The sequence below is a fragment of the Novosphingobium sp. 1529 genome (assembly GCF_040544855.1).
GTDB classification, from domain to species: Bacteria; Pseudomonadota; Alphaproteobacteria; order Sphingomonadales; family Sphingomonadaceae; genus Novosphingobium; species Novosphingobium capsulatum.
The window spans coordinates 1-25,857 of record NZ_JBEPKW010000010.1 but is presented as its reverse complement, the minus strand read 5'-3'; the positions used below and the strand labels follow the sequence as shown (position 1 = coordinate 25,857).

Annotated in this window: 22 protein-coding genes; 12 read left to right on the top strand and 10 right to left on the bottom strand. The window is 65.3% G+C overall.

All coding sequences use genetic code 11. The features are described from left to right. Positions 1-130: 130 nt before the first annotated feature. Entirely contained in the window at positions 131-622 is a 492-nt protein-coding gene (locus ABIC78_RS16465; RefSeq protein WP_354490845.1) for a glycine zipper 2TM domain-containing protein, read from the bottom strand. A gap of 168 nt (positions 623-790) precedes the next feature. On the opposite strand from ABIC78_RS16465, the gene rarD reads away from it, so the two are divergent. Beyond that, complete coding sequence (rarD, locus tag ABIC78_RS16460) at positions 791-1,723, top strand: EamA family transporter RarD (protein ID WP_354490843.1); 933 nt, start codon at positions 791-793, stop codon at positions 1,721-1,723. Between the two features lie 157 nt (positions 1,724-1,880). Here rarD and pyrC read toward each other — a convergent pair whose 3' ends face one another. After that, positions 1,881-2,921, bottom strand: coding sequence for a dihydroorotase (gene pyrC / locus ABIC78_RS16455; protein ID WP_169049244.1), 1,041 nt, complete (start codon positions 2,919-2,921; stop codon positions 1,881-1,883). 38 nt (positions 2,922-2,959) lie between these two features. Between pyrC and ygfZ the strand changes: the two genes are divergently transcribed. Further along, the gene (gene ygfZ / locus ABIC78_RS16450) at positions 2,960-3,697 is read left to right on the top strand and encodes a CAF17-like 4Fe-4S cluster assembly/insertion protein YgfZ (protein ID WP_354490841.1); all 738 of its coding nucleotides are present in this window, start codon (positions 2,960-2,962) and stop codon (positions 3,695-3,697) included. A 115-nt stretch (positions 3,698-3,812) separates the two neighbouring features. On the opposite strand, the gene ABIC78_RS16445 is transcribed toward ygfZ, so the two are convergent. From ABIC78_RS16445 to ABIC78_RS16430, 4 genes are all read right to left on the bottom strand, one after another. Then, a complete protein-coding gene (locus tag ABIC78_RS16445) occupies positions 3,813-5,546 on the bottom strand; it encodes an ATP-binding protein (protein WP_369801294.1) in 1,734 nt (577 codons plus the stop codon). An 88-nt stretch (positions 5,547-5,634) separates the two neighbouring features. Next, positions 5,635-6,399: a TIGR02186 family protein gene (locus ABIC78_RS16440; RefSeq protein WP_022675012.1), complete on the bottom strand. Its 765-nt coding sequence runs from the start codon at positions 6,397-6,399 to the stop codon at positions 5,635-5,637. Further along, positions 6,396-7,310 (bottom strand): sulfite exporter TauE/SafE family protein, encoded by a 915-nt coding sequence (locus tag ABIC78_RS16435; RefSeq protein WP_022675011.1) that lies wholly within the window; start codon positions 7,308-7,310, stop codon positions 6,396-6,398. Before ABIC78_RS16435 ends, ABIC78_RS16440 begins: the two co-directional genes overlap by 4 nt. Positions 7,311-7,412: 102 nt before the next feature. Beyond that, positions 7,413-8,000 carry a glycosyltransferase gene (locus tag ABIC78_RS16430; protein WP_354490839.1) on the bottom strand — a complete coding sequence of 196 codons (588 nt, stop codon included), beginning with the start codon at positions 7,998-8,000 and terminating at the stop codon, positions 7,413-7,415. Between the two features lie 105 nt (positions 8,001-8,105). Between ABIC78_RS16430 and nhaA the strand changes: the two genes are divergently transcribed. The 3 genes from nhaA (at position 8,106) to miaB (ending at position 11,296) form a co-directional block, all read left to right on the top strand. Beyond that, complete coding sequence (gene nhaA / locus ABIC78_RS16425) at positions 8,106-9,296, top strand: Na+/H+ antiporter NhaA (RefSeq protein ID WP_354490837.1); 1,191 nt, start codon at positions 8,106-8,108, stop codon at positions 9,294-9,296. 98 nt (positions 9,297-9,394) lie between these two features. Beyond that, complete coding sequence (locus ABIC78_RS16420) at positions 9,395-9,850, top strand: Dps family protein (protein ID WP_022675008.1); 456 nt, start codon at positions 9,395-9,397, stop codon at positions 9,848-9,850. A gap of 123 nt (positions 9,851-9,973) precedes the next feature. Further along, positions 9,974-11,296 (top strand): tRNA (N6-isopentenyl adenosine(37)-C2)-methylthiotransferase MiaB, encoded by a 1,323-nt coding sequence (miaB, locus tag ABIC78_RS16415; protein ID WP_062785131.1) that lies wholly within the window; start codon positions 9,974-9,976, stop codon positions 11,294-11,296. Between the two features lie 84 nt (positions 11,297-11,380). Here miaB and ABIC78_RS16410 read toward each other — a convergent pair whose 3' ends face one another. Beyond that, complete coding sequence (locus tag ABIC78_RS16410) at positions 11,381-11,683, bottom strand: hypothetical protein (protein ID WP_022675006.1); 303 nt, start codon at positions 11,681-11,683, stop codon at positions 11,381-11,383. A 265-nt stretch (positions 11,684-11,948) separates the two neighbouring features. Between ABIC78_RS16410 and ABIC78_RS16405 the strand changes: the two genes are divergently transcribed. The 4 genes from ABIC78_RS16405 to ABIC78_RS16390 all read left to right on the top strand — a co-directional run bounded on the left by ABIC78_RS16405 (position 11,949) and on the right by ABIC78_RS16390 (position 15,601). Then, a complete protein-coding gene (locus ABIC78_RS16405) occupies positions 11,949-13,040 on the top strand; it encodes a PhoH family protein (protein WP_084390904.1) in 1,092 nt (363 codons plus the stop codon). 208 nt (positions 13,041-13,248) lie between these two features. Next, on the top strand, positions 13,249-13,743 hold the full coding sequence (gene ybeY / locus ABIC78_RS16400) for an rRNA maturation RNase YbeY (RefSeq protein ID WP_022675004.1): 495 nt from the start codon (positions 13,249-13,251) through the stop codon (positions 13,741-13,743). A 32-nt stretch (positions 13,744-13,775) separates the two neighbouring features. Beyond that, on the top strand, positions 13,776-14,720 hold the full coding sequence (locus ABIC78_RS16395) for a hemolysin family protein (protein WP_062785134.1): 945 nt from the start codon (positions 13,776-13,778) through the stop codon (positions 14,718-14,720). Next, on the top strand, positions 14,720-15,601 hold the full coding sequence (locus ABIC78_RS16390; protein ID WP_022675002.1) for a LysR substrate-binding domain-containing protein: 882 nt from the start codon (positions 14,720-14,722) through the stop codon (positions 15,599-15,601). Before ABIC78_RS16395 ends, ABIC78_RS16390 begins: the two co-directional genes overlap by 1 nt. 122 nt (positions 15,602-15,723) lie before the next feature. Here ABIC78_RS16390 and scpC read toward each other — a convergent pair whose 3' ends face one another. After that, the gene (gene scpC, locus ABIC78_RS16385; protein ID WP_354490832.1) at positions 15,724-17,268 is read right to left on the bottom strand and encodes a succinyl-CoA:acetate CoA-transferase ScpC; all 1,545 of its coding nucleotides are present in this window, start codon (positions 17,266-17,268) and stop codon (positions 15,724-15,726) included. A gap of 151 nt (positions 17,269-17,419) precedes the next feature. Next, a complete protein-coding gene (locus ABIC78_RS16380; protein ID WP_022675000.1) occupies positions 17,420-17,875 on the bottom strand; it encodes a peptidylprolyl isomerase in 456 nt (151 codons plus the stop codon). A gap of 171 nt (positions 17,876-18,046) precedes the next feature. Here ABIC78_RS16380 and mgtE point away from each other — a divergent pair, with 171 nt between their 5' ends. Both mgtE and ABIC78_RS16370 read left to right on the top strand, forming a co-directional pair. After that, positions 18,047-19,450, top strand: a complete 1,404-nt coding sequence (gene mgtE / locus ABIC78_RS16375) for a magnesium transporter (RefSeq protein ID WP_253941858.1) — start codon at positions 18,047-18,049, stop codon at positions 19,448-19,450. Between the two features lie 23 nt (positions 19,451-19,473). Next, positions 19,474-19,881, top strand: a complete 408-nt coding sequence (locus ABIC78_RS16370) for a DUF1489 domain-containing protein (RefSeq protein WP_022674998.1) — start codon at positions 19,474-19,476, stop codon at positions 19,879-19,881. A gap of 81 nt (positions 19,882-19,962) precedes the next feature. On the opposite strand, the gene clpB is transcribed toward ABIC78_RS16370, so the two are convergent. After that, the gene (clpB, locus tag ABIC78_RS16365; RefSeq protein ID WP_171796456.1) at positions 19,963-22,542 is read right to left on the bottom strand and encodes an ATP-dependent chaperone ClpB; all 2,580 of its coding nucleotides are present in this window, start codon (positions 22,540-22,542) and stop codon (positions 19,963-19,965) included. A gap of 201 nt (positions 22,543-22,743) precedes the next feature. Between clpB and ABIC78_RS16360 the strand changes: the two genes are divergently transcribed. Beyond that, positions 22,744-25,653 carry a M16 family metallopeptidase gene (locus tag ABIC78_RS16360; RefSeq protein ID WP_354490829.1) on the top strand — a complete coding sequence of 970 codons (2,910 nt, stop codon included), beginning with the start codon at positions 22,744-22,746 and terminating at the stop codon, positions 25,651-25,653. The last annotated feature ends 204 nt before the right edge of the window (positions 25,654-25,857 follow it).

Genomic DNA, 25,857 nt, shown 5'->3' with positions numbered 1-25,857 from the left:
TTAGCGGTGCGTTAACGGCCCGGCAAAACCAGACGCAAAAGGGGGCCTGCACGCCACCACGCATGCAGGCCCCGGTCCCGCCCGATCCCCGACTGGTCCCTCCGGTCGGGCAGGATCTAGGCTGTTCGCTTTAGCGGCAGCGGGCGTTGCTCTGGTCGATCGACTTGCCCAGCAGCGCGCCACCGGCTGCACCCAGCAGGGCGCCAAGCGTGCGATCACCGTTGCCGGCAATGCCCCGGCCGATCAGCGCGCCGGCCACGCCACCCACCAGCAGGCCGGTGGTGCCGTCGTTGCGGCGGCAGTAATAGCGGCCGTCGTTGCCGCGCCAGCTCTGGCCGCGATAGGCAGCGTCGCCATAATAGCCACGATCGTTGCCGCGATAATCCTGGCGGTCATAGCCGCGATAGTCGTTGCCGCCACGGCCATAGCCACCGCGCCAATCGTCACGATCACGCCAGCCGCCACGGTTGTGGTTCCAACCCTGGTCCCAGCCATCGTGGGCCACCGGGGCAACCAGCGTGGGCTGGGGGGCAACTTCAATCGTCGCCGAAGCCGGGGCGATGCCGGAAGCCAGAGCGGCCGTTGCGGCCAGGCCCAGCATAGTCTTGCGAAGTGCGATCATGTTCGGTCTCCTGATCCGTCGTGTTGGTTCATGTTTACAGCCTTCAAGCTGAACGACATGCAACGCGACTGTCAGAATTGGTCAGAAACGAAAAAAGTTCGGACCGGCCCGCACGCCGCGCGGGAAAGGGCCTTGGCGCAAGGCGATGTGCCTGCCACAGGCCCGGCCATGAGCGAGAGGATAGACAGCGCAACAGCGAGCAACCTGAACAACCCCGGCACGTCCAAGGCCGCGGGCGGCCTGGGCGCGGCCGTGCTGGCCTATGTGATCTGGGGATTCTTCCCGATCTATTTCCATCCGCTGCTCGGCGTTCCGGCGATCGAGCTGGTGAGTTGGCGCGTGGTGTTCACCTTGCCGGTATGCCTTGCCGTGGTCTGGTTCAGCGGCCAAGGCCCCGCCCTGCGCGCTGCACTCACCACCCCCGCGGTGCTTGGCCGGCTGGTGCTGAGCGCGGCGGCGATCGGCTGCAACTGGCTGATGTATCTGGTGGCGATCGAAACGCACCAGGTGCTGGCGGCAAGCCTGGGCTATTACATCAACCCGCTGCTCAATGTGCTGATTGGGGTGCTTTTCCTGCACGAGCGCTTGAACCGCCTGCAATGGGCGGCCGTGGCGCTGGCTGCCGGTGGCATTGCCGTGCTGATGGCCGGCGCACTGTCGATGCTGGGCGTGGCCATGGCGATGGCCGGCAGCTTTGCCCTCTATGGCCTGGTGCGCAAGTTCGTGGTCGTGCCTTCGGTCATCGGCCTGACGGTGGAAACCGCGGTGCTGTTCGTGCCGGCGCTGCTCGCCGTGCTCCATGCTGCGTCTGGCCCGGCTGGCTCGGGCCTGTCGCAGGGGGGTGTGGTGCCTTGGCTGCTGGCCGGATCGGGCGTGGTCACGGCCGTGCCGCTGCTGCTGTTTGCCGTCGCCGCGCGCAAGCTCGATCTTTCGACGCTGGGCTTCGCCCAGTTCATCGCGCCGACCATCCTCTTCGTGCTCGGCGCATTGCTTTATGGCGAGCCGCTCGATCCGGCGCGGGTGACGTGTTTCATGCTGATCTGGGCGGCGATTGCCTTGTTCAGCTATGACCTGCTGCGCCGGCGGCAAGGCGCCAAATGATCAGCGGGAATTGCAACAGTAAGCGGGACCCCGGATCAAGTCCGGGGTGACGAAATCATAAATAATTTAACTATCTGACGTCACGCCGGGCTTGATCCGGGGTCTCGCTATTGTGCGAACAAATCGCGCGTCTGGAAGCGATCTCTCGCCAAAAACCTCAGACCAGGCGCCAGGCCAGGGTTTCATCGGCGTGGAACGGCACCAGCACCGTGCCACCCGCCGCGATTTCGGCCGGCACGGTAACGCCGGTCTTTTCCAGGGTCACCGTGCCCTCGTTGAGCGGCAGGCCATAGAAGCGCGGGCCGTTTTCGCTGGCAAAGGCCTCGAACTTGTCGAGCGCGCCCTCTTCATCGAACACGGCGATGTAGCTTTCCAGCGCATAGGGCGCGTTGAACAGCCCGGCGCAGCCGCAGGCGCTTTCCTTGAGATGCCGGGCATGGGGCGCGGTATCGGTGCCCAGGAACACGCGATCATGGCCCGAGGTGGCGAGCTTGCGCAGCGCCAGGCGGTGCTTTTCGCGCTTGGCCACCGGCAGGCAATAGGCATGCGGGCGCATCCCGCCCACCAGCATGGCGTTGCGGTTGATGTGAAGGTGCTGCGGCGTGATCGTTGCGCCCACGTTCGGCCCGGCGCTTTCCACGAACTGCGCGGCTTCTTGCGTGGTGATGTGTTCGAACACGATTTTCAGCGCCGGGAAATCGGCCACCAGGCGGCCCAGCGTGCGCTCGATGAACACCGCCTCGCGATCGAAGATGTCGACGTGGGAATCAGTCACCTCGCCATGGATCAACAGCGGCATGCCAATCTTCTGCATGCGTTCGAGCACGGGATAGATTGTCGCCACGCTGGTCACGCCATGGGCCGAACCCGTGGTGGCATGGGCAGGATAGAGCTTGGCCGCAGTGAACACGCCGGCGCTGTGGCCACGCTCGACCTCGTCAGGATCGGTGTGGTCGGTCAGGTAAAGCGTCATCAGCGGGGTGAAATCGCTGCCCGCCGGCAAGGCCGCCAGGATACGGTCGCGATAGGCGGCAACGCCGGCCACGTCGGTCATCGGCGGAGACAGGTTGGGCATCACGATGGCGCGGGCAAACTGGCGCGCGGTATAGGGCGCCACGCCTTCCAGCATGGCGCCGTCGCGCAGGTGAACGTGCCAGTCATCCGGGCGGCGGATCGTGAGAGTCGTTTGCGTGCTCATGGCTTCCCCTTAAGCCCAAGCGCTCCTATCTGTCACCCATGAGCAATCCCCGCCTGTTCGATCGCGCCCTGATCCGGCTATCCCCCACTGCACCGGGAGAGGATGTCGCCGCGTTCCTCCAGGGCCTTGTCACCAACGACGTGCAAGGGCCGCTGCCGGTCTGGGCCGGGCTGCTGACCCCGCAAGGCAAGGCGCTGTTCGATTTCCTGGTCTGGCCCGATGGCAAGGACGCGCTGCTGATCGATTGCGAGGCTGCCGTGGCCGAGGCCTTGGTCAAGCGCCTCTCGCTCTATCGCCTGCGCCGCAAGATCGCGATCGCCATTGCGCCCGAACTTGGCGTTTATTGGGAAGGCCACATGGGCGATGGCGGCGCCGCCGATCCGCGCCTTGCCGCGCTGGGCCAGCGCTGGATCGCCGCTGTGTCCGACGATGACGTGGCGGTCGATGCGCAATGGCGCGAACACCGCCTCAAGCTGGGCGTGCCCGAAGGACAGGCCGAACTGGGCAGCGACCAGACGCTGTGGCTGGAAACCAATGCGGCCGAACTCAAGGGCGTGAGCTTTACCAAGGGCTGTTATGTTGGCCAGGAAAACACCGCGCGGATGAACTGGCGGCAAAAGGTCAACCGCCGCCTCGCGGTCGTTCCCCTCGCCCAGTCAGACCCGGCCCGCCAACGCGTGGCCTATCCCGACCTTGGCCTGGCGGTGGATCATCTGCGGGTGGAGGCCATCGCCCATCCTCCGCACTGGCTTGAGGACGCGCTGAAGGCGGATTGAGCGGTTGCGCCAGCGCCCTTCGACAAGCTCAGGGCGAACGGGGTACGGTAACAATTCCTCGGAATTCCGTTCGGGCTGAGCCTGTCGAAGCCCCCCCGCAGGCAAGCGCTGCCCCTCAAAACCGGCTTTGCGCGCGCCAGCGGTGGACGGTGCGCGCGACGCTTTCCGTTTCACCGCCGCTCTTGCCCCATAGCTGGCTGAACGAGGGATCGGCCGATGCCGGGCGCCGCGCTTCGTCCAGGTCGTCAAACGCCACGCGGATGGGAATCGCCACGCCTTCGCCGCAGATGATGCATTCGCGGTTGCGCAGCGCAGGGATCGAATCGAGGAAGCCGCGCGCGCCTTCGGGCATGGCCGCGCGAACGAACTGCTGGTCGCGATCGTTGTTGAGGCGCATCGAAATGATCGTGCCGCATTGCGACAGCACGCCTTCGGCAAGGTCAGACGGGCGCTGGGTGATCAGGCCGAGCGACACACCATACTTGCGACCTTCCTTGGCGATGCGCGACAGGATGCGCCCGACCGACGATCCGTTGGAATTGCGCTCGTTGGGCACATACCGGTGCGCTTCTTCGCACACTAGCAGGATCGGCCGCGTGGTTTCCTGGCGCGACCAGATGGCATAGTCGAACACCAGGCGGCTGAGCACGGCGACCACGGTGGACGTGATTTCGGACGGCACGCCCGACACGTCGATGATCGAGATCGGCTTGCCATGGGCTGGAAGGCGGAACAGCCGCCCGACGAATTCGGCCATCGTATCGCTGACTAGCATGCCCGAGAACATGAACTGATAGCGCGGATCGTTGCGGATTTCCTCGATCTTGCTCTTCACCCGCATGTAGGGGATCGAGCTGTGCCCCTTGTCGAGCTTGCCCATCTCGTTCTGCAAGATGTTGCACAGGTCAGACAGCAGGTAGGGGATCGGCGAATCCTGGGTGATGCGGCCCACCTGTTCGGCCAGGCGGTTCTTCTGCCGCGCCATCAGCAGGCACTTGGCCAGGATATCGGCGTCGATCTGGCGTTCTGCCCCGGTAGCGGTGAGGAACACCTCGCAGTGTTCTTCAAAGTTCATCAGCCAATAGGGCATCTGCAGGTTCGACACGTCGAACAGTTGCCCGGTGTTGCGAAACGCCGAAAGATATTCGCCATGCGGGTCGATCATCACGATATGGCCTTCGGGCGCCATGTCGCAGATGCGGTGCAGGATCAGCGCAGCGGCGGTCGATTTGCCGGTGCCGGTCGATCCCAGCAGCGCGAAATGCTTGCCCAGCAGCGGATCGATATAGAGGCCGGCGCGGATATCCTGGGTGGGAAACACCGTGCCCACGGTCACATGCGCGCGGCCGTCGCTTGCATAGATCTGGCGCAGATCGGCGCTGGTCGCCGGATAGACCAGCGCGCCGGGCACGGGAAACCGGGTAACGCCGCGGCGAAAGCCGAAGATGCGGCCGGTGGCGGGGTCTTCCTCGCCCTCCCCCAGGAAATCGAGCTGGGCCAGCGCGCCACCATCCACCTTGCCATCGCGGCGCTGGTTGCGCACCGAGCCGAGCAGCCAGCCGCGCCCCACGCGCACCTTGATCTGGCTGCCCACCTGGCCCGATAGCGCCACGGTAGGGTCGGCATCGTCCATGCAGTCTTCCAGGCGATGCAGATCGAGCGCGATGCCGCTGCCCGATCCTGCCACATCCACCACCACTCCGATTGGGCTGAGCGCGCAATCGGACGGCGGCAGATCGCGCGGTTCAAGGACAATATCGGGCAAAGCGGCAGCAGCCGGCATCGGCCCGTGCGGGGCAAGGTCTCCAGGCCGGGCAGGGTCTGCCGAAATGAATACCTGCCTGCTCATGTCCGTCATGCCTGTTCTTGCCCCAGCCCGTTGTCGCGCCAAACGCTAGAACTGGCAGGGTTAATTTTGGGCTAAGCAGTGCCCCACATCACACCAGCGCAAACAGGCGCCCGGCGATCCAGCCCATGCCCACCGATACCAGCACGGCAAACAGGCCATAGAGCAGGCCGTTGCCATCGGCCTGGTCGGCCACGAAGCGTTCGAAACCCTGCTTCGACACGTCAACCCGCGTGACCGCCGAGGTGATCACGCGGCCCTGGCGGATGGCAAAGGTTTCGGCGGTATAGGTGCCGGTGCGCACTTGCGAAGGCAGCGTGATGCGCGCCTGATACAGCACCTGCCCACTGATCGTCACGCCGTGGCCGTCTTCGCGATAAAGACCCTGCCGCTGCATCAGATCCACCAGGCCATCGGCAAAGTGCCGTTGCCGCGCCGGGTCGATCGCCCCGATCGGGGAAAGCTGCAGGCGATCGAGACCGAGTTCATAGATCGCTGCGGTCTTTTCATCCACGATCTCGCGCACCGGGCGGGACGAGGCGATGGCAAAGAAACTGGGCGCAGAGCGCAACTCGCTGCTGGCGGCATTCACCCAGATGCCCGCCACCTTGCGCTTTTCCCGCAGCACGATGGATTGCACCGGGCCTTTGAGCACGACGACGATATCGTAATCCTGCGCGGCGCGGGTGCCACCCGGATCGAGGATTGCGCCAAACAGCAAGAGGTCCGCCCCGGTAAAGCCCTGGCGCACTTCCACCCGATGCTGCGATATTTCGGGCACCAGGATCGGCGCGCGCGCCCCGCCGAGCAGAATGGCCACCGGCGCCAGCAGCGCCAGCACCCAGCGCGGCGTCATAGCGGCACCACGGTGAAAATCTCGTCGGGTCGATAGCCCAGGCCAAGCGCCATGCGCAGTGCCACGCCCAGCACGATCACCGCCAGGATCAGGCGCAACTGCTCAGGCTTGGCCTTTTGTGCAAACTGCGCGCCGATCTGTGCGCCCGAGACCGATCCCACCAGCAACAGCCCGGCCAGCACGATATCCACCGCATGCGTGGTCAGCGCGTGCATCATGGTTGTCGCCATCGTCACGAACAGGATCTGGAACAGCGAGGTGCCCACCACGACGTTGGTGCTCATGCCCAGGATATAGAGCATTGCCGGCACCAGGATGAACCCGCCGCCGATGCCCATCAGCATGGTCAGGATGCCGGTGGCCATGCCCAGCAAGAGCGGCGCCAGTGGCGAGATATAAAGGCCCGAGCGATAGAACCGCCAGCGCAGTGGCAGGCTGGCCACCAAGGGATGGTGGCGGCGGCGCCGCGCCGGCTGGGCGAGGCCAAGCCGCTGTGCGCGCAGGGCCGTGATACTTTCATGCGCCATCAGCCCGCCGATGCCGCCCAGCAGCACGACATAGAGGATGTTGATCACCGTATCGATCTGGCCCAGCGCCTGGAGCAGGCGGAACAGCAGTGCCCCCACCCCGGTGCCCAGCACGCCGCCGGCGACCAGCACCGCGCCCATGTGATAATCGATGCCGCCGCGCCGAGCGTGGGCAAATGCGCCCGAAACGCTGGCCCCGGTCACCTGGCTCGCGGCCGATGCGGCGGCCACCGTCGGCGGCACGCCATAGAAGATCAGCAACGGAGTAGTGAGAAAACCACCACCCACGCCGAACATACCAGACAAGAGCCCGGTCAAGGCGCCAAGCCCCACGATCACCAAGCCGTTGACCGCCAGATTGGCGATGGGAAGGTACACATCCATCGCCACTTGTCCTAGGCGGCGCAGGCCAATTCCGCAATGCCACGGTTGCCCCGCACGGCTGCGCCGCGGCAGCAAAAGGGCGATCGGCACTACATGCGAAAGCTATGCCCACAACGCCGGAAGCGGCGGTTGACCATATTCGTCGTCGCGCGGTTTCGAGGCATCGTGCACGATTACGCTTCGCACGATCCTGCCGCTGCGCGCCTCATCGGCCTGCAACGCAAGATAAAGCCGATTGAGGCAATCGGCCTTGGTCGTCGGACCGTCGCGATCATGCACCACGATGCGCAGGCGCGGATCGGTGGCGCAGCGCATGACCGCCGCCAGCGTGGCGGGATCGTTGCGATGGCAGCCGACATAGAGCCGCAGGTCCGCATTTGGCCAAGCCGCCAGGCAATGCTCGATCACGGCGGCCACAACCGGCGCTTCCGACCAGACCGGCACCAGCACCGCTGCCGCACCCGGCTGACCACCCGCACCACGGTCGACGCGCGCGGGCCAATCGGCAGTCGCGGCAAAGCCCGAAGCCAGATGCAGTGTGCAAGCCCGGCCCGTGATCCGGAGCCAGGCCCACAGTCCGTCCAGCCGCCGTTCTTGGCAGGCACCCACGGCCAGGCATGTTGCAGCGAAAAGCAGAAGTTCGCGCTGCAACATGGCCAGCCACAGCCAGACTGTGGACAGCGACATCATTCCCAATTTGCCCTCACCCCCGTTTGACGGCAAACACCCCCACAGGCAAATTACGGCTGGCCGTGGCGCGTGGCAACGCTTGCAACCTTCAGGAATGAATCGAATATGGCGGAAATGCGCGTGTCCCCTCATCAGCCGCAATCGACATTGCGCCGATTGATGCGCCACGAAGCAGCGCCGGGCGTGCTGCTGCTGGTCTGCGCGGCGCTGGCCATCGCACTGGCCAATTCGCCCTTGCACCATGCCTATCATGCCGCACTGCATCATGTCCTTCCGGTGATCGTGGCGCCCCAACTCGACAGCCTGCATGCCTGGATCAACGACGGCCTGATGGCCGTGTTCTTCTTTGTCGTGGGGCTTGAGATCAAACGCGAAATCATCAGCGGCTCACTGGCCGATGCACGGCGGCGGCGGCTGCCGGTGCTGGCAGCGCTGGCAGGCATGGCGCTGCCCGCGCTGGTGTTCCTGGCCGTCAGCCGTGATTTTCCCATGCTGCATCGCGGGTGGGCCATTCCCGCCGCCACCGACATCGCCTTTGCCATGGGTGTGCTGGCCCTGATCGGGCGCCGTGCCCCCCGGTCGATCAGGTTGTTCCTGTTGACCGTGGCCGTGGTCGATGACCTTGGCGCGGTGGTGGTGATCGCCATTTTTTACACCAGCGGGGTGGCCTGGGCCTGGCTGGCGGCGGCGGCCGCCGTGTTTGGCGCGATGATTCTCATCAACCGCGCCGGTGCGACTCGGGCGTCGACCTATGCGGTCTTTGCCGTGGCCCTCTGGGCATGCGTGCTGCAATCGGGCGTCCACGCCACCGTGGCAGGGGTGCTGGCGGCGCTGACCGTGCCGATGAAGCTCGATGCCCGGGGTAACAGCCCGCTGCTGCGCCTGGAACATCTGCTTGTGCCGATCAATGGCTTCGTGATCGTCCCGCTGTTCGGCCTGGCCAATGCCGGGGTCGATCTGCGCGCCACGGGCCTGGCCGGCATCCTGGCGCCGCTGCCCCTGGCAATCGCGGCCGGGCTCGTCGTAGGCAAGCAGGCCGGCGTGCTGGGCGCGGTTCTGGGTGCCGAACGGCTGGGCCTGGCGCCACGGCCGGCCGGCGCGCGGCTGATGCATCTGTGGGGCATGGCGCTGCTGTGCGGTATCGGCTTTACCATGAGCCTGTTCATTGCCGCGCTGGCGTTTCCAGCGCAGCCCGATCTGGTCGAGCAGGCCAAGATCGGCATCCTGGGCGGATCGCTGCTGTCCGCCCTCGGCGGCGCGCTTGTCTTGCGGCTGGCGCCAAAGCCTGCCGATTGATCGACAAAACCGATTTATTCAAACCACCATTTGCGTGAAACTTTGGCGCCGTTGTGGCGTATGAAAGCGCAAAGCCAAGCAAAGGAAAGGGGTTTACCATGCCGGGCGACAACGCAAACAAGGCGCTGATCGATAGCCTGAACGGGCTGCTCGCGGATTATTTCGCGCTCTATATCAAGACCAAGAACTATCACTGGCACGTGGCCGGCCCGCAGTTCCGCGATCTGCACCTGCTGTTTGACGAGCAGGCCACCGAGCTTTTCGCACTGACCGACATCGTGGCCGAGCGCGTGCGCAAGAACGGCGGCGCCACGCTCACCTCGATCGGCGCGATCGGCGCCAAGGCCAGCGTAAAGGATGATGACCGCGCCAAGGTTGATGCGATGGACATGGTCAAGGCCCTGCGCGACGACAATGCCGCGCTGGTCGAAACCATCCGCAAGGTGAAGGCCGCGGCAACCGAAGCCGGCGACAACGCCACCGAAGGCGCGGCCGATGACTGGACCGACCAGGCCCAGCAGCGCGTGTGGTTCCTGAGCCAGATCCTGGCCTGAACCAACGCTGCCTGCCATGCCAAGGCCCGCCGCGCATGCCTTGCGCGGCGGGCCTTTTCCTGGGCGGTGGCGCTGCGCAAGGCGGTTTCCATCCGCGCCCGATTGCCTTATGGGGCGCGGCTTATGCCCGCAGAGAATCCCCCCCGGACGTTTCACGTCAAGAGCTTCGGCTGCCAGATGAACGTCTATGACGGCGAGCGCATGGCCGAGCTGCTTGCCGCCCAAGGCATGACCGCCACCGACGAGCGCGATGGCGCCGATCTGGTCGTGCTCAACACCTGCCATATCCGCGAAAAGGCCACGGAAAAGGTCTATTCCGATATTGGCCGCCTGCGCCGTGCCGATGGCACCACGCCGCTGATCGCGGTGGCCGGTTGCGTGGCCCAGGCCGAGGGCGAGGAAATCATGGCGCGCGCGCCGTCGGTCAAGGTCGTGGTCGGGCCGCAAGCCTATCACCGCCTGCCCGAAATGGTGGCCGACGCCGCCGCCGGAAAGCGCGGCACCGAGACTGACATGCCGGCCGAAGCCAAGTTTGCCGCGCTGCCCAAGCGCCGCCGGTCGGGCCCCAGCGCGTTCCTGACGGTGCAGGAAGGGTGCGACAAGTTCTGCACCTATTGCGTGGTGCCCTATACGCGTGGCGCGGAAATCTCTCGCCCGTTTGCCGATCTGGTGGAAGAGGCCAAGCTGCTGGTTGCCGGCGGCGCGCGCGAAATCACCCTGCTGGGGCAGAACGTGAATGCCTGGACCGGCCAGGACGCCAAGGGCCGCGCCATCGGCCTCGATGGCCTGATCCGCGTGCTGGCGGCAGAGCCAGATCTGGCGCGCATCCGTTATACCACCAGCCATCCCAACGACATGAGCGATGGGCTTATCGCCGCCCATGGCGAGATCGACAAGCTGATGCCGTTCCTGCACCTGCCCGTGCAGGCCGGCAACGACCGCGTGCTCAAGGCGATGAACCGCAGCCACACGGTGGAAAGCTATCTCAAGATTCTCGATCGCGTGCGTGCCGCCCGGCCCGATATCGCGCTGTCGGGCGATTTCATCGTCGGTTTTCCCGGAGAGACCGAGGCCGAATTCCAGGACACGCTCGATCTGGTGGGCGCGGTGCGCCATGCCCAGGCGTTCAGCTTCAAGTATTCGCCCCGCCCCGGTACGCCAGCGGCCACGATGGACGATCAGATCGCGCCGGCGGTGATGGACGAGCGGCTCAAGCGGCTGCAGGCTGCGCTGGCGCGCGATGCCACGGCGTTCAACCAGGCCAGCGTGGGCCGGCGTTGCGAGGTGCTGGTCGAACGGCGCGGGCGCCTTGCCGGCCAATGGCTGGGCAAATCGCCCTGGCTGCAATCGGTGCACTTCACCGGCGATGTGGCGATCGGCGATCTGGTGACGGTAGACCTGGTGCAGGCCGGGCCCAATTCGCTCGCTGGCCAGTTGGTCGCCTGATCCGGCCGCCTAAATCACGCAATCACAAAAAGAGCCCCCGCCGCGATCCACGCGACGGGGGCCTTTTCGTTTGGGCGCCTGACCTTAGCCGTGGTGATGGCGATAGGCGTGGCGGATCTTGTGATGCATCACCTTGCGATCGTGGCGCATGTCACGGCGGTCGTGGCGCAGTTCGTGCTTGGCGATGCGCACCGCGCGTTCGTTGCCATGGGCGCGGGCCACGGCCACTTCGCGGCGATCATGGCGCACTTCGGCACGGTCGCGGCGCACTTCGTGGCGGGCGGCGGCCACGGCCGGGGTGTTGACCGGCTGGGCATTGGCAATGGCCGGCGCCATGACGGGGGCAACCAGGGCGGCAGCAACGAGGGCGAGGACGAACTTGCGCATGGGGGTAACTCCTTGTTCCGGCCGGACCTGAGCGTTTTGCCCGGGGGTCTCGTTCGGCCATGAAACGGTTATGGCCCTGCCCGGCTGAATGCCTGCCGAAGCACGTTGCAAGAAACCGCTCAGGTTTGTCGTGCCCCGGCAGCAAAGTGTCGCGCAATTGTTACCTGCGTTGTGCATTTTGCCGCCAGTCTCCCTTGCACAAGGGCAATCACGCCTTACACTTGGATAAAGTGGTTCGATGAAAGGAGCGCGAAAACCCCATCCCATGGCTCGCAAATTCCCCCGTGCCCACGACGAGGCACATCGCGACATGACCTTCGACCGCCCCGGACACCGTGCCGGAATACAGGGCGATGGCGGGGTCAGGACCGGGCCGCGGCCCGACCAACCCCGTCGCGCCCGCGTGGAAGTGGAATTTGAAGAGCAGACGATGCTGGGCGCGCTGTTCGGACAGTTCGACACCAACCTGGTGCAGATCGAAAACCGCCTCGGCGTGTTCATTTCCGCACGCGGCAACAAGGTCTTGATCGAAGGACCCGAAGACGCCGTGGCCCGCGCCCGTGACGTGCTCAAGGGCCTGTACCAGCGCCTCAATACCGGGCACGAGATCGACAGCGGCGCCCTGGAATCGCTTATCGCGATGAGCGCGGAACCCACGCTCGAAGGGATCATCACCGGAACGCCGGGCAATGCTCCGCCGATCATGATCCGCACCCGCCGCAAGACCATCGTGCCGCGTTCGGCCACGCAGATCGCCTATATGCAGGCGCTGGTGCAGAACGACGTGATCTTTGCCCTGGGGCCGGCGGGTACCGGCAAGACCTATCTTGCCGTGGCCCAAGCCGTGGCCCAGCTGATGACCGGTTCGGTTCAGCGGCTGATCCTGTCGCGCCCGGCGGTGGAAGCTGGCGAGCGCCTGGGCTTCCTGCCTGGCGACATGAAGGAAAAGGTCGATCCCTATCTGCGCCCGCTTTACGATGCGCTCTATGACTGCATGCCGCCCGAACAGGTGGAGCGGCGCATCGCCAGTGGCGAAATCGAGATCGCCCCGATCGCTTTCATGCGCGGGCGCACCCTGGCCGATGCCTTTGTCATCCTCGACGAAGCGCAGAACACCACGCCGGCGCAGATGAAGATGTTCCTCACCCGCTTTGGCCAGAACAGCCGCATGGTGGTGTGCGGCGATCCCAAGCAGGTTGACCTTCCCGGCGGCGTGGCTGCCAGTGGCCTGGCAGACGCAGTCGGCCGGCTGGAAGGCGTGGACGGCATCGGCGTGGTGCATTTCAGCCGCGCCGACGTGGTGCGCCATCCCATCGTGGGCCGTATCGTTGAAGCCTATGAAGGGAACGAGGCCTGACCTTGCACGGTGCCTCCACCACCCCCGACCCCCTCCTCTGAAAAGGAGGGGGTTTTGTTTCATCCTCCCCATCCTCTTTAGAGGAGGGAGTCGGGGGGTAGTGGAAACCTTGCACTGACCCTGACCTTGCATTTTTTGCACATGGCGGGTGGCGCGGCCCGCGTCGCCATGCCAAAGCGATTCGTCCCCCAATTGCACAGGCCCCCGCATGACCGCGCCGATTCTGGAAATCGACATCGATCCCATCTGGGGAGATACCACCGATTGGGAGGCACTGGCCAACCGCGCCGCCGAGGCAGCCGCGCAGGTTGCCACTGAACTTGCGCATCCCAATCTGCTGGTCAGCCTGGTCCTGGCCGACGATGACGAGGTGCACGCCCTCAACAAGCAGTGGCGGGCCAAGGACAAGCCCACCAATGTGCTGTCTTTCCCGATGCTTGCCCGCGAAGACGTGCTGCGCGCCGCAGCCGACGAGGGCGCGCCGGGCATGCTGGGCGACCTGATCCTGGCGCAGGGCGTCTGTGCCCGCGAAGCCGCGGAAAAGGGCATCTCGGTAGAAAACCACGCCACCCACCTGGTGATCCACGGCCTGCTGCATCTGGCCGGCTATGACCACGAGGAGGGCGAAGCCCAGGCCGAGGAAATGGAAGACCTGGAGCGGAAGGCGCTTGCCTTGCTGGGCCTGGCCGACCCATATGCATGAATATCGACAGTAACAGCTAAGGAGCAAGGTCAGTGCCCGAGGGCAATGGGTCCGGCGGTGAAAATCGCTCGGGCGAAGGCGACAGTAATGGGGCGCTTTGGCGCGTGATAAAGGCCTTTTTCAAGGGGCCTGACCATGACCAGTCTCTACGGGCGCAGATCGAGGAAGCGATCGAAGAGCACGAGCATGAACCCGGCCATGATCTGGGCGCCGATGGCGACCTGGTGCCGGTGGAACGCCAGATGCTCAAGAACCTGCTCCATTTCAGCGAGCGCGATGCCGATGACGTGGCCATCCCGCGTGGCCAGATCATTGCCATCCCCGCCTCCTCCACGTTTGCCGAGGTGGTTGCCGCCTTTGCCGAGCATGGCCACAGCCGCCTGCCGGTCTATGGCGAATCGCTCGATGAAGTGCAGGGCATGATGCACATCAAGGACGTGTTCCCGTTCCTGGCGGACATGGCGCTTAAAGGTGCGCCCGCGCCTGATGACTGGACCGTGCTGCTGCGCCAGCCACTGTTCGTGCCCCAGGCGCGCGGCGCGATCGATGTTCTGGCCGACATGCGCGGCAGCCGCACCCACCTGGCCGTGGTGGTGGACGAATATTCCGGCACCGACGGGATCATCACGTTCGAGGATCTGGTCGAGGAAATCGTAGGGGACGTGGAAGACGAGCACGATGATGCCCCCGAAGTGCTGCTCAACCGCCTCGATCCCGATACCTGGGATGCCGATGCCCGCGCCGAACTGGAACACGTCGCCCGCATCATCGATCCGCGCCTGGCCGAGGTGGAGGAAGACGTCGACACCCTGGGCGGCCTGGCCGTGGTCCTGGCTGGCGAAGTGCCACCAGTCGGCCGGGTGCTGGAACACGAATCCGGCTGGCGCCTGGAAGTGACCGGTGGCGACGAACGCCGCCTCACGCGCCTGCGCCTGCATGCCCCCTCCACCGCCCTTGCCGAAGAAGAAGACGCCTGATGATCCGCCGCCTGCCACCACTGCGCTCGCTGGAAGCTTTCATTCGCGTGGTGCGCGCCGGCTCGGCCAAGACGGCGGCGGCCGAACTGGCACTCAGCCCTTCGGCCCTGTCGCGCCGGCTGGCGGCGCTGGAAGAGTTCGTCGGCAAGCCGCTGTTCGAGCGCAAGCACCAGGCCCTCAAGCTGACCGAGGACGGCCAGACGCTGTATGATGCGGTGGCCCCGTTGATCGACGAGATGGCCGACCGGATCGACCGCATGATCGATACCGGCAAGGTCATGCGCCTGCGCCTGGGCGTGCTGCCGCTGTTCGGCAGCCAGCGCCTGTTCCCGCGCCTGGGCGAACTGCGCAAGCTGCACCCGCAGTTGCATATCGATATCGACAGCTCGACCGCTGCGGAAACCAAGCTGGGTGACACGATCGATGCGGCGATTATCCTGTCGGAAGGGCCGGACGCCGCGCTGCATGCCGTGCGGCTCGATCACAACCGGGTCTATGCCATTGCCAGCAAGCAGTTGGCCGAAGAGCTGGGCAACCGGCCCGACATGGCCAAGCTCGCCAAGCAGACGTTCCTGGTTCACAACGATCTGCCCGCCAGCTTTGAAGCCTGGAAGCGCACGCTACACCTGGAAGCGCTGGAGCCAGCCGCGATCGACCATTTCGATTCCGGCCAGCTGATTCTGGAAGCCGCCGCGCAGGGTCTGGGCATTGCCATCATGCACGATGACCATTTCAGCCGCAGCCACGATCCCCGGCTGGCGCGCGTCTATGACATCGAAGTGGACAGCCCCTATTCCTATTGGTTCGTCTGCCGCCCCCGCGCCCTGCAATCGCGGCCGGTGCGCCTGTTCCACGACTGGATGCTGAAGGCGGGCTTGTAGAGGCAGCCCCTCCGTCGGCCTCCGGCCGCCACCTCCCCATCGGTGATGGGGAGGATCCTAGGTCCTCCTCATCACCGATGGGGAGGGGAACCGCCGCGGAGCGGTGGTGGAGGGGCCCTTGATTACCCCGCCCGCATGGTGCCCGTCTGCACAAAGCGCTGATGCCAGGAAAGCGCCTCGTCGAGCAGCGAGGGCGAATGCTTGCCATAGGAATCGCGCAGGGCGCGGGCATAGTAGTCGCTCAACTGGTCGCGATAGATCGGGTGCACGCAGTTAGCGATGACCTGTTCGGCCCGCTGCTTGGGCGAAAGGCCGCGCAGATCGGCCAGGCCCTGGTCGGTGACGATCACCTGCACGTCCTGATCGATATGGTCGACATGGCTGACCTGGGGCACGATCGTGGAAATCGCCCCGCCCTTGGCCAGCGAGGGCGCCATGAAGATCGAGATATAGGCATTGCGGGCAAAATCGCCCGAGCCGCCGATGCCGTTCTGGATGCGCGAGCCCATCAGGTGGGTGGAATTGACGTTGCCATAGAGATCGGCCTCGATCATGCCGTTCATCGCCAGGCAGCCCAGACGCCGCACGAGTTCGGGATGATTGGAAATTTCCTGCGGGCGCAGCACGATACGATCGCGATAGCGGTGCATTTCGCCGTTCAGCGCTTCTGCCGCGTCGGGGCTGAGGGAAAACGCCGTGGCCGAGGCCATCGCCAGCTTGCCCGCCGCCAGCAGATCGAGCATGCCGTCCTGCAGAACTTCGGTATAGGCCGTCATCGGCTCGAACGGGCTGTCCATCAAGCCGTTGAGCACGGCATTGGCGATATTGCCCACGCCCGACTGGATCGGCAGCAGCGAAGCCGGCAACCGGCCCATTTTCACTTCATGGCCAAAGAACTGCAGCAGGTGCCCGGCAATGGCGCGGGCGGCATCGTCGGGCGCCTTGAACGGGGCGTTGCGGTCGGGCGTGTCGGTGGCCACCACCGCAACCACCTTGGCCGGATCGATGCGGAAGGTGGGCTGGCCGATGCGATCGTTGGGATGGACCAGCGGGATCGGCCGGCGATGCGGCGGCAGCGCGGTGCCATAATAGATATCGTGCATGCCGTGCAGCGCTTCATGCTGCCAGGAATTGACTTCCAGGATGATCTTGCCGGCGCGATCGAGCCAGGTCTTGTTGTTGCCCACAGACGAGGACGGCACCACGCTGCCATCGGGCAGGATCGCCGAAACCTCGACCAGCGCCACGTCGAGCGGGCCGAGAAAGCCCTGCCACGCCATGGGCGCCACCTGGCTGAGGTGCATGTCGAAATACTGCACCGTGCCGGCATTGATCTGCTCGCGCACCAGGGGATCGGAGTTGTAAGGCAGGCGGAAATCGATGCCCTTGGCCCGCGCCAGCGCGCCGTCGAGTTCGGGGCCGGTCGATGCGCCGGTCCACACCTTGATGGCATAGGGATTGCCGGCGGCGTGGGCCACCTCCATCCGCCGCGCCAGCGCCTGGGGCACCGCCTTGGGATAGCCTGCCCCGGTAAACCCGCTCATCCCCACCACGGCGCCGGGGCCAATCAGGCTGGCGGCATCGTCTGCGCTCATCAGCTTGGCGCGATAATCGGGATGGGCAATCCGCGCAGGAGACACGGACGGTGACGAAACGGGGGCGTTCATGGGGGGCTCCTCTCGGGTTCGATCTACCCTGCCCCTAAGCCGATGCGCCTTGTCCTACAGCAAAAAAGGCGGGGACCAGCCCCGCCTTTTCCCTGATATGATACAGGTTTTGTCTCGATAGCGAGACAGCGACCCGATCAGCCAGTCGTAATCAGGCCGCCTGCACGGTCGCCTTGCGGATCACGCCCGGGTTTGCCGGCGGCTCGCCCTTGGGCAGCGCGTCGATCAGTTCCATGCCGCTCTCCACTTCGCCCCACACGGTGTACTGGCGATCGAGGAAACGCGCATCATCAAAGCAGATGAAGAACTGGCTGTTGGCCGAGTGCGGATAGCTGGTGCGGGCCATCGAGCACACGCCGCGCACGTGCGGCTGATCGTTGAATTCGGCCTTGAGGTCGGGCTTGCTCGAACCACCCATGCCGGTGCCCTGCGGGCAGCCGCCCTGCGCCATGAAACCGGGGATCACGCGGTGGAACTTCACCCCGTCATAGAACCCTTCGGAAGCCAGTTCCTTGATCCGTTCCACGTGGCCGGGGGCCAGGTCGGGACGCAGCTTGATCACCACATCGCCCGAATCCAGCGACAGGACCAGTTTTTCTTCAGACATCGACCACTCTTCCTTGGCAAAGAATGTCGTCGATATAGGCAATCTTCGGACAAAGTCACGCTGCAGTGCACCATTGCATTTGCCGGATGATCGCCTATCCCCGCCTTGATGGAACAAGGCGCGCCCCATGAACACGACCTGCGGATGGACGACGGCGTGGACACTGACACCATGACGGTGGCGGCGCCCGAACCTGCGCGCAATTCGCAGGAACTGGACGAGGAAGACAACACGCTGCGCCCCTCGTTCCTGCGCCGGGTGACCGAGGCGCTGGACGCGGAAAACCAGGAAGCGGTCTATAACCTGGTCGAGCCGCTCCACCCGGCCGACATCGCCGACCTGTTCGAGCTGATCGGCCAGGAATACCGTGCGCCGCTGGCCCGCGCGATCAACGACCTGCTCGGCTCAGACGTGCTCGCCGAGTTGAACGACTGGGTGCGCGATGACCTGGTCGATCAGCTCGAACCCGAAGAGGTTGCCGACCTCGCCGAGCAGATGGAGACGGACGACGCCGTCGCCCTGATCGAAGACCTCGACGAGGAAGACCAGGCCGCCGTCCTGGCAGAAATGGAGCCGGAAGACCGCGCCGCGATCGAAAGCGCGCTGTCCTACCCCGAAGAATCCGCCGGCCGCCTGATGAGCCGCGACGTGATCGCGGTGCCCGAACACCTGACCGTGGGCGACCTGATCGATTACCTGCGCCGCGACGACGATGACCTTGCCACCGAATTCTGGGAAGTGTTCATCGTCGACGTAAAGCATCGCCCGGTTGGCACCTGCATGCTTTCCTGGCTGCTGCGCGCACCGCGCAGCGTGCCCCTGGCCGATGTGATGAAGCGCGACCAGACGCTGATTCCCGTCACCATGGACCAGGAAGAGGTCGCGCTCCGCTTTCAGAAGTACGCGCTGATTTCTGCCGCCGTGGTGGATGACAGTGGCCGGCTGGTCGGCCAGATCACGGTGGACGACGTGGTCCACATTATCCAGGAAGAGGCGAGCGAGGACATCCTGCGCCTGTCGGGCGCGGGCGATGGCGACATCAACGAGCCGATCGGCCTGACCGTGCGCACGCGCCTGTCGTGGCTGGTGGTGAACCTGGGCACGGCGATCATTGCCGCCTCGGTGGTCGGCCTGTTCCAGGGCGCCATCGCGCGCTTTGCCCTGCTCGCCGTGCTGATGCCGATCGTTTCGGGCATGGGCGGCAATGCCGGCACCCAGACGCTGGCAGTGGTGGTGCGCGCGATTGCCACCAACCAGCTGACGAGTTCCAACACCGTGCGCATGATCCTGCGCGAATTGCGCATCGCGCTGGCCAACGGGCTCTCGCTGGGCGTGCTGATCGGGGTGGGCACCACGCTGATCTTTGGCAACCCGCACCTGGGCGCGGTGATCGGCGCGGCCATGGTGATCAACAACCTGGTGGCGGGCCTGGCTGGAATCCTCGTTCCGGTCAGCCTCGATCGCCTGCGGGTGGATCCGGCTGTCTCTTCGGCCGTATTCGTGACGATGGCCACCGATGTCATGGGGTTCTTCTCGTTCCTGGGGCTGGCTGTCGTCACCGGGCTTGCCGCCTGATTCGGATTGAAAGAACACCTGCAATGCCGCTCAACATGACCAAAGTGGCCTATGGCGCGCAGTCGCTGGCGGAAGTCCACGAATGGTTTTCCACCGGCCGGCGCCACGGTGCCGATGGCGTCGCCCGCCTGACCACGCGCAACTGCCCGCGCCGCCATGCCGAAATGATCGGCGGCTCGCTGTATTGGATTCTCAAGCACCAGCTGGTCGCGCGCAGCGAAATCTTGGGTTTTGAAGAGGCCGAGGGCGGACGCACCAATATCCTGGTCTCCACCCGCCTGATCGACGTGGTGCCGATGCCGCGCCGCGCCCACCAGGGCTGGCGCTATCTGGAAGCAGCCGATGCCCCGGCCGATCTTGGCCATGGGGAAGCCGGTGACGTGCTGCCCGCCGCGATCGCCGGCGAACTGGCCAAGCTCGGCCTGGTCTGACGCCCGCGGGCTGCCGGCCCGCCGATGCAGAAAAGGGAGCGACATGCGCTCCCCTTCCCTTTCCGCAATGGCCTGCGCGGCTCAGCTGACGTGGAACGCCAGCGCGCCGTCGCCTTCATCGATCGTCACCGTGCTGCCGTCGGGCACTTGGCCTGCCAGCAGCCGCTCCGCCAGCGGGTCTTGCAGATAGCGCTGCACGGCCCGCTTCAATGGCCGCGCGCCATAGACCGGATCATAGCCCACCCGGCCCAGCCAGCGCTTGGCCGCCTCGGTGAGGTCCAGCGTGATCTTGCGATCCTTGAGCAGCTTGGCCACGCGTGCCACCTGGATGTCCACGATCGGGGCCATGTGTTCCTGGCCCAGGCGGTGGAACAGGATGATTTCATCCAGCCGGTTGAGGAATTCCGGCCGGAAGTGCGCGCGCACCACATCCATCACCTGCGGCTCCACGCTGGCGGCATCTTCGCCCTCGCCCAGGTTGGCCAGGTACTGGCTGCCCAGGTTGGAGGTCAGGATGATCAGCGTGTTGGTGAAATCCACCACGCGGCCCTGGCCGTCGGTCAGGCGCCCATCATCGAGCACCTGCAACAGCACGTTGAACACGTCCTGATGAGCCTTTTCCACCTCGTCGAACAGGACGACCTGATAGGGCCGGCGCCGCACCGCCTCGGTCAGCACGCCGCCTTCGTCATAGCCGACATAGCCCGGAGGCGCGCCGATCAGACGGCTGACGGCATGCTTTTCCATGAACTCCGACATGTCGATGCGCACCATCGCACTGTCATCATCAAACAGGAAACCCGCCAGCGCCTTGGTCAGTTCGGTCTTGCCCACGCCCGTGGGGCCCAGGAACAGGAAGCTGCCGAGCGGACGGTTGGGGTCTTGCAACCCGGCCCGCGCGCGGCGCACCGCCTTGGACACGGCCACCACCGCGTCGCGCTGGCCGATTACCCGCTTGCCGAGCACGTCTTCCATGTTGAGCAGCTTTTCCCGCTCGCCTTCCATCATCCGGTCGACCGGCACCCCGGTCCAGCGGCTGACGACACCAGCGATATCTTCGGCCGTCACTTCCTCGCGCAGCAGGGCATTCTTGCTGGCGCCTTGCGCATCGGCCAGCTGGCGCTCCAGCTCGGGGATGCGGCCATAGGCCAGCTCCCCGGCCTTCGCCAGATCGCCCACGCGCTGCGCCTGCTCCAGTTCCACGCGCGCGCTGTCGAGCTGCTCCTTGATCTTGCCTTCGGCATGGATCTTGTCGCGCTCGTTCTGCCAGCGCGTGGTCAGCTCGGCCGATTGCTGTTCCAGGTTGGCCAGGTCTTCGCGCAGGGTATCCAGCCGATCACGGCTGGCCTGGTCGGTTTCCTTAGCCAGGGCCATTTCCTCGATCTTGAGCTGGATGATGCGACGATCCAGGTTCTCGATCTCCTCGGGCTTGCTTTCCACCTCCATGCGGATGCGACTGGCGGCCTCGTCCATCAGGTCGATTGCCTTGTCGGGCAGGAAGCGGTCGGCGATATAGCGGTTGGACAGTGTCGCGGCCGCCACGATCGCGGCATCGGCGATGCGCACGCCATGGTGCACCTCGTACTTTTCCTTGATCCCGCGCAGGATCGAGATGGTGTCCTCCACCGTCGGCTCGCCCACGAACACGGGCTGGAACCGGCGTTGCAGGGCCGGGTCCTTTTCCACGTACTTCTGGTATTCATCCAGCGTGGTGGCGCCGATGCAGTGCAACTCGCCCCGCGCCAGCGCCGGCTTCAAGAGGTTGGACGCGTCCATCGCGCCTTCCGTCTTGCCCGCGCCGATCAGGGTATGCATCTCGTCGATGAACAGGATGATCTCGCCCTCGGCGCCCTTCACCTCGTCAAGCACGGCCTTGAGCCGCTCCTCGAACTCACCGCGATACTTCGCGCCGGCAATCAGGCTGCCCATGTCGAGCGCCATCAGGCGGCGATGCTTGAGGCTGTCGGGCACGTCGCCATTGGCGATGCGCAGCGCCAGGCCTTCGGCAATCGCCGTCTTGCCCACGCCGGGTTCGCCGATCAGCGCCGGGTTGTTCTTGGTGCGGCGCGCCAGGATCTGCACGGTGCGGCGGATTTCCTCGTCGCGACCGATCACCGGATCAAGCTTACCCTCGCGCGCGGCGGCGGTCAGATCGCGGGCATATTTCTTCATCGCGTCATAGGCGTTTTCGGCGCCGGCGCTGTCGGCCGTGCGCCCGCCGCGCAGCGCAGTGATCGCCGCTTCCAGCGCCTGGGGCGAAAGGCCCGCCGCCTTCAGGGCCTGGCCAGCCGCCGTGGTGCCGGCCAGCGTCAGCGCCAGCAGCATGCGTTCCACGGTGACAAAGCTGTCCCCGCTCTTGGCGGCAACCTGTTCGGCCTGGTCGAGCAGGCGCACGGTATCATTGTCGAGCCCGGGCGAATTCTGCGCGCCCGAACCCGAGACCGCCGGCAATTTGCCCAGCGCCTTGTCCACTTCGGCCTGGGCCACGGCGGGGTTGCCGCCGGCCCGCTGGATCAGCCCGCTGGCCATGCCTTCCGGGTCTTCCAGCAACACCTTGAGCACGTGCTCGGGGGTGATGCGCTGATGGCTCAGGCGGATCGCCAGGGTCTGGGCCGCCTGAAGGAAACCCTTGGCGCGATCGGTGAATTTTTCGAGGTTCATAACGGTCTCTCGCTCTCCTGACCGCCACAAGGTAGTGTTGCTTTTGAGCAACACAAGGACGTGGATCAAATTTTGCGCCACCGGTTGCAATCAAAACCAATGTCGCGTGGCAAGTCCTCACGATGGTTCAGCTTTGACTCCGCCGAACATGCCCTTACACATCGCCACAGAGACTTTTCGAGACAGGACAAGCCCCCCTCCATGCAGCGCTTCCTCAACGCCTCTCTCCTGGCCCTGGCGATCGCCTCGGCCGCGCCTTCGCCCGTGCTTGCCGCAACGGCATCGGCCCCGGCAGTGCCCGCCCCGGCGCCGCTGGCCAACCTGGTTTCGGCAGTGAACATTCCCTACGAGCAGTTCACCCTGCCCAACGGTCTGCGCGTGCTGGTCCACACCGATCGCAAGGCGCCAGTCGTGGCCGTGTCGGTGTGGTATGGCGTGGGTTCCAAGAACGAGCCCAAGGGCAAGACCGGCTTTGCCCACCTGTTCGAACACCTGATGTTCAACGGGTCGGAACACAACAAGGGCGATTTCTTCACCCCGCTGCAGAATGCCGGCGCCACCGATTACAACGGCACGACCTGGTTCGATCGCACCAACTATTTCGAAACCGTGCCCACGGCCGCGCTCGATCGCTTCCTCATGCTGGAATCCGATCGCATGGGCTATCTGCTGGGTGCGGTGACGCAGGAAACGCTCGATAACCAGCGCAGCGTGGTGCAGAACGAAAAGCGCCAGGGCGACAACCAGCCCTATGGCCTGGTGGAATACGAGCAGCTCGAAAACCTCTATCCCGTTGGCCACCCCTATCATCACAGCACGATCGGCTCGATGGCCGATCTCGACAGCGCCAGCTTGGCCGATGTGAAAGCGTGGTTCACCGATCACTATGGCCCCAACAACGCCGTGCTGGTGCTGGCAGGCGATGTCGATCTCGCTACGGCCAAGGCCAAGGTCGCCAAGTGGTTCGGCGCCATTCCCGCCGGGCCCAAGGTGCAGCCGGTATCGGCCCCGGTGCCGACCCTGCCCGCGCCGGTTGCCAAGACGATCAAGGATGAAGTGGCCACCACCCGCATCTACCGCATGTGGGCGATCCCGGGCTATGACAACCCCGATTACCTGCCGTTGCAGATCGGTGCAGTGATCCTGGGCGGGCTTGCTTCTTCGCGGCTCGACGACAACCTGGTGCGTGGCCAGCAACTGGCCGTTGCGGCCGGCGCCAATGCTGAAATCTATGCCCAGGCCGGGCAGTTCGTGGTTCAGGCTGATGTGAAGCCGGGCCAGAATGCCGCCGCCGTGGGTGCCGCGCTCGACGCGCAGATCAAGCGCCTGGTGACCGAAGGCCCGACGGCCGACGAACTCGCCCGCGCCGCCACCGTCACCGCCAGCGACCAGATCCGCAAGCTGGAATCGGTCGGCGGCTTTGGCGGCAAGGCACCGACGCTGGCCGAAGGTCTGCTCTACAACGGCGATGCCAACCACTATCGCAAGGAACTGGCGGCCATGGCCGCGCTCACGCCGGCGCAGGTGCGTGACGCGCTGCAAAAGTGGCTGACGCGCCCGGTCTTTGCCCTGACGGTCGAGCCGGGCACCCGCACCGAGGGCGGCGAATCCCACGGCGGCTGGGCCAACAACGATACCAAGGTCGGTGGGGGCCACGGTAGCGCTGCCCATCCCGCCTATTGGCACCAGCCCGGCCAAGACCCGGCGCCGCAGCCGGCCGTGCCGGCCGCTGCCGCCGGCCCCGATCGCAGCGAACTGCCGCCTATCGGCAACCTGGCCGCGCTGCAGTTCCCGCAGATCGAGCGGGCAACGCTGTCCAACGGGGTGAAGGTGGTCTTTGCCCGCCGCGCCGCCGTGCCTGTCGTTTCGGTGCAGGTGGCGTTCGACGCCGGCTTTGCCGCCGATCCGCGCCAGGCGCTGGGCACGCAGGCCATGCTGCTCAAGATGATGGACCAGGGCACCAAGACCCTGGATGCCGCCGCCTTTGCCCGTGCCCGCGAAAACCTGGGCGCCAACATCAGCAACGCCGCCCTGCCCGACAGCACGGCGTTCCAGCTCGATGCCGTGGCGCCCAACCTCGCTGGCTCACTGGCCCTGCTGGCTGACTATATCCGCAATCCCGCGCTCAAGAGCGATGACCTGGACCGCGTGCGCGCCCAGCAGCTCGCCGCGATCGATGCCGAACTGCGCGATCCCTCGGCGATGGCCTCGCGCGTGCTCTATCCCGCGCTCTATGGGTCGCAGCACCCCTATGGCACGCCGCCCACCGGCACCGGCGATCCCGCCGTGGTCAAGCGCCTGACTCCGGCAGATCTGGCTGCGTTCCACCAGGCCTGGCTGCGCCCGTCCAAGGCGACGATCTTCGTGGTCGGCGATACCACGCTGGCCGCGGTCAAGCCGCTGCTGGAACGCAGCTTTGGCAGCTGGGCCGAACCGGCGAGCGCTGCCCCGGTCAAGAACCTGTCGGCCACGATTCCCGCAGCCAGCCCGCGCATCCTGCTGGTCGATCGCCCGGCCTCGCCACAGTCGATGATCATGGCCGGCGAAGTTCTTGCCGCCACCGGCCGCGACGATCTTGTGCCGCTGCGCACCGCCAACGAAGTGCTGGGCGGCAGCTTCCTCTCGCGCCTCAACATGGACGTGCGCGAAAGCAAGGGCTGGAGCTATGGCGTGGGCAGCGCGGTGAGCGACCGCCAGGATCGCGTGATCTATCGCCTCGTCGCGCCGGTCCAGACCGACCAGACCGGCCCCGCGATCGCGGCGATGCATGGCGACATGACTGCGTTCCTCAAAGACAAGGGCGTTGCCCCCGATGAACTGGGCTGGGCCACGCAGGGCGCCGCGCGCGAACTGCCGGGCGCATTCGAAACTTCGTCTGCCGTGCTCGATGGCCTGGTCAAGATCGTCCAGTTCCAGCGCCCGGACGACTACTACACGCGCCTCGCCGTGCGCTATCCCACGCTGACCGCCGCCGAACTCGACAAGGCCGCCCGCAGCGCGCTCGATCCCGCCAAGCTGACTTGGGTCGTCGTGGGCGACGCGACCAAGATAAAGCCGCAGCTCGACAAGCTCGGCCTCCCGGTTGAGGTGACGAGCGTACAGGGGAAGTAAGAAAGGCCGATCTGGTGGGATTTGACACTTTCTACCAGCTTTAATTGCGATATAAATCCTCTCGATCAGGCTGGGGCTTCTGCCTGATCGAGGGGATCTCAGATGTCTAAGAGCCCGATCCGAAAGTTGTTGAGCGATACCAGTATGTTGTGATTCACGCCGTCCTTGCGAGAAGATGGTGTGACCAATGGCATGGACTGATAT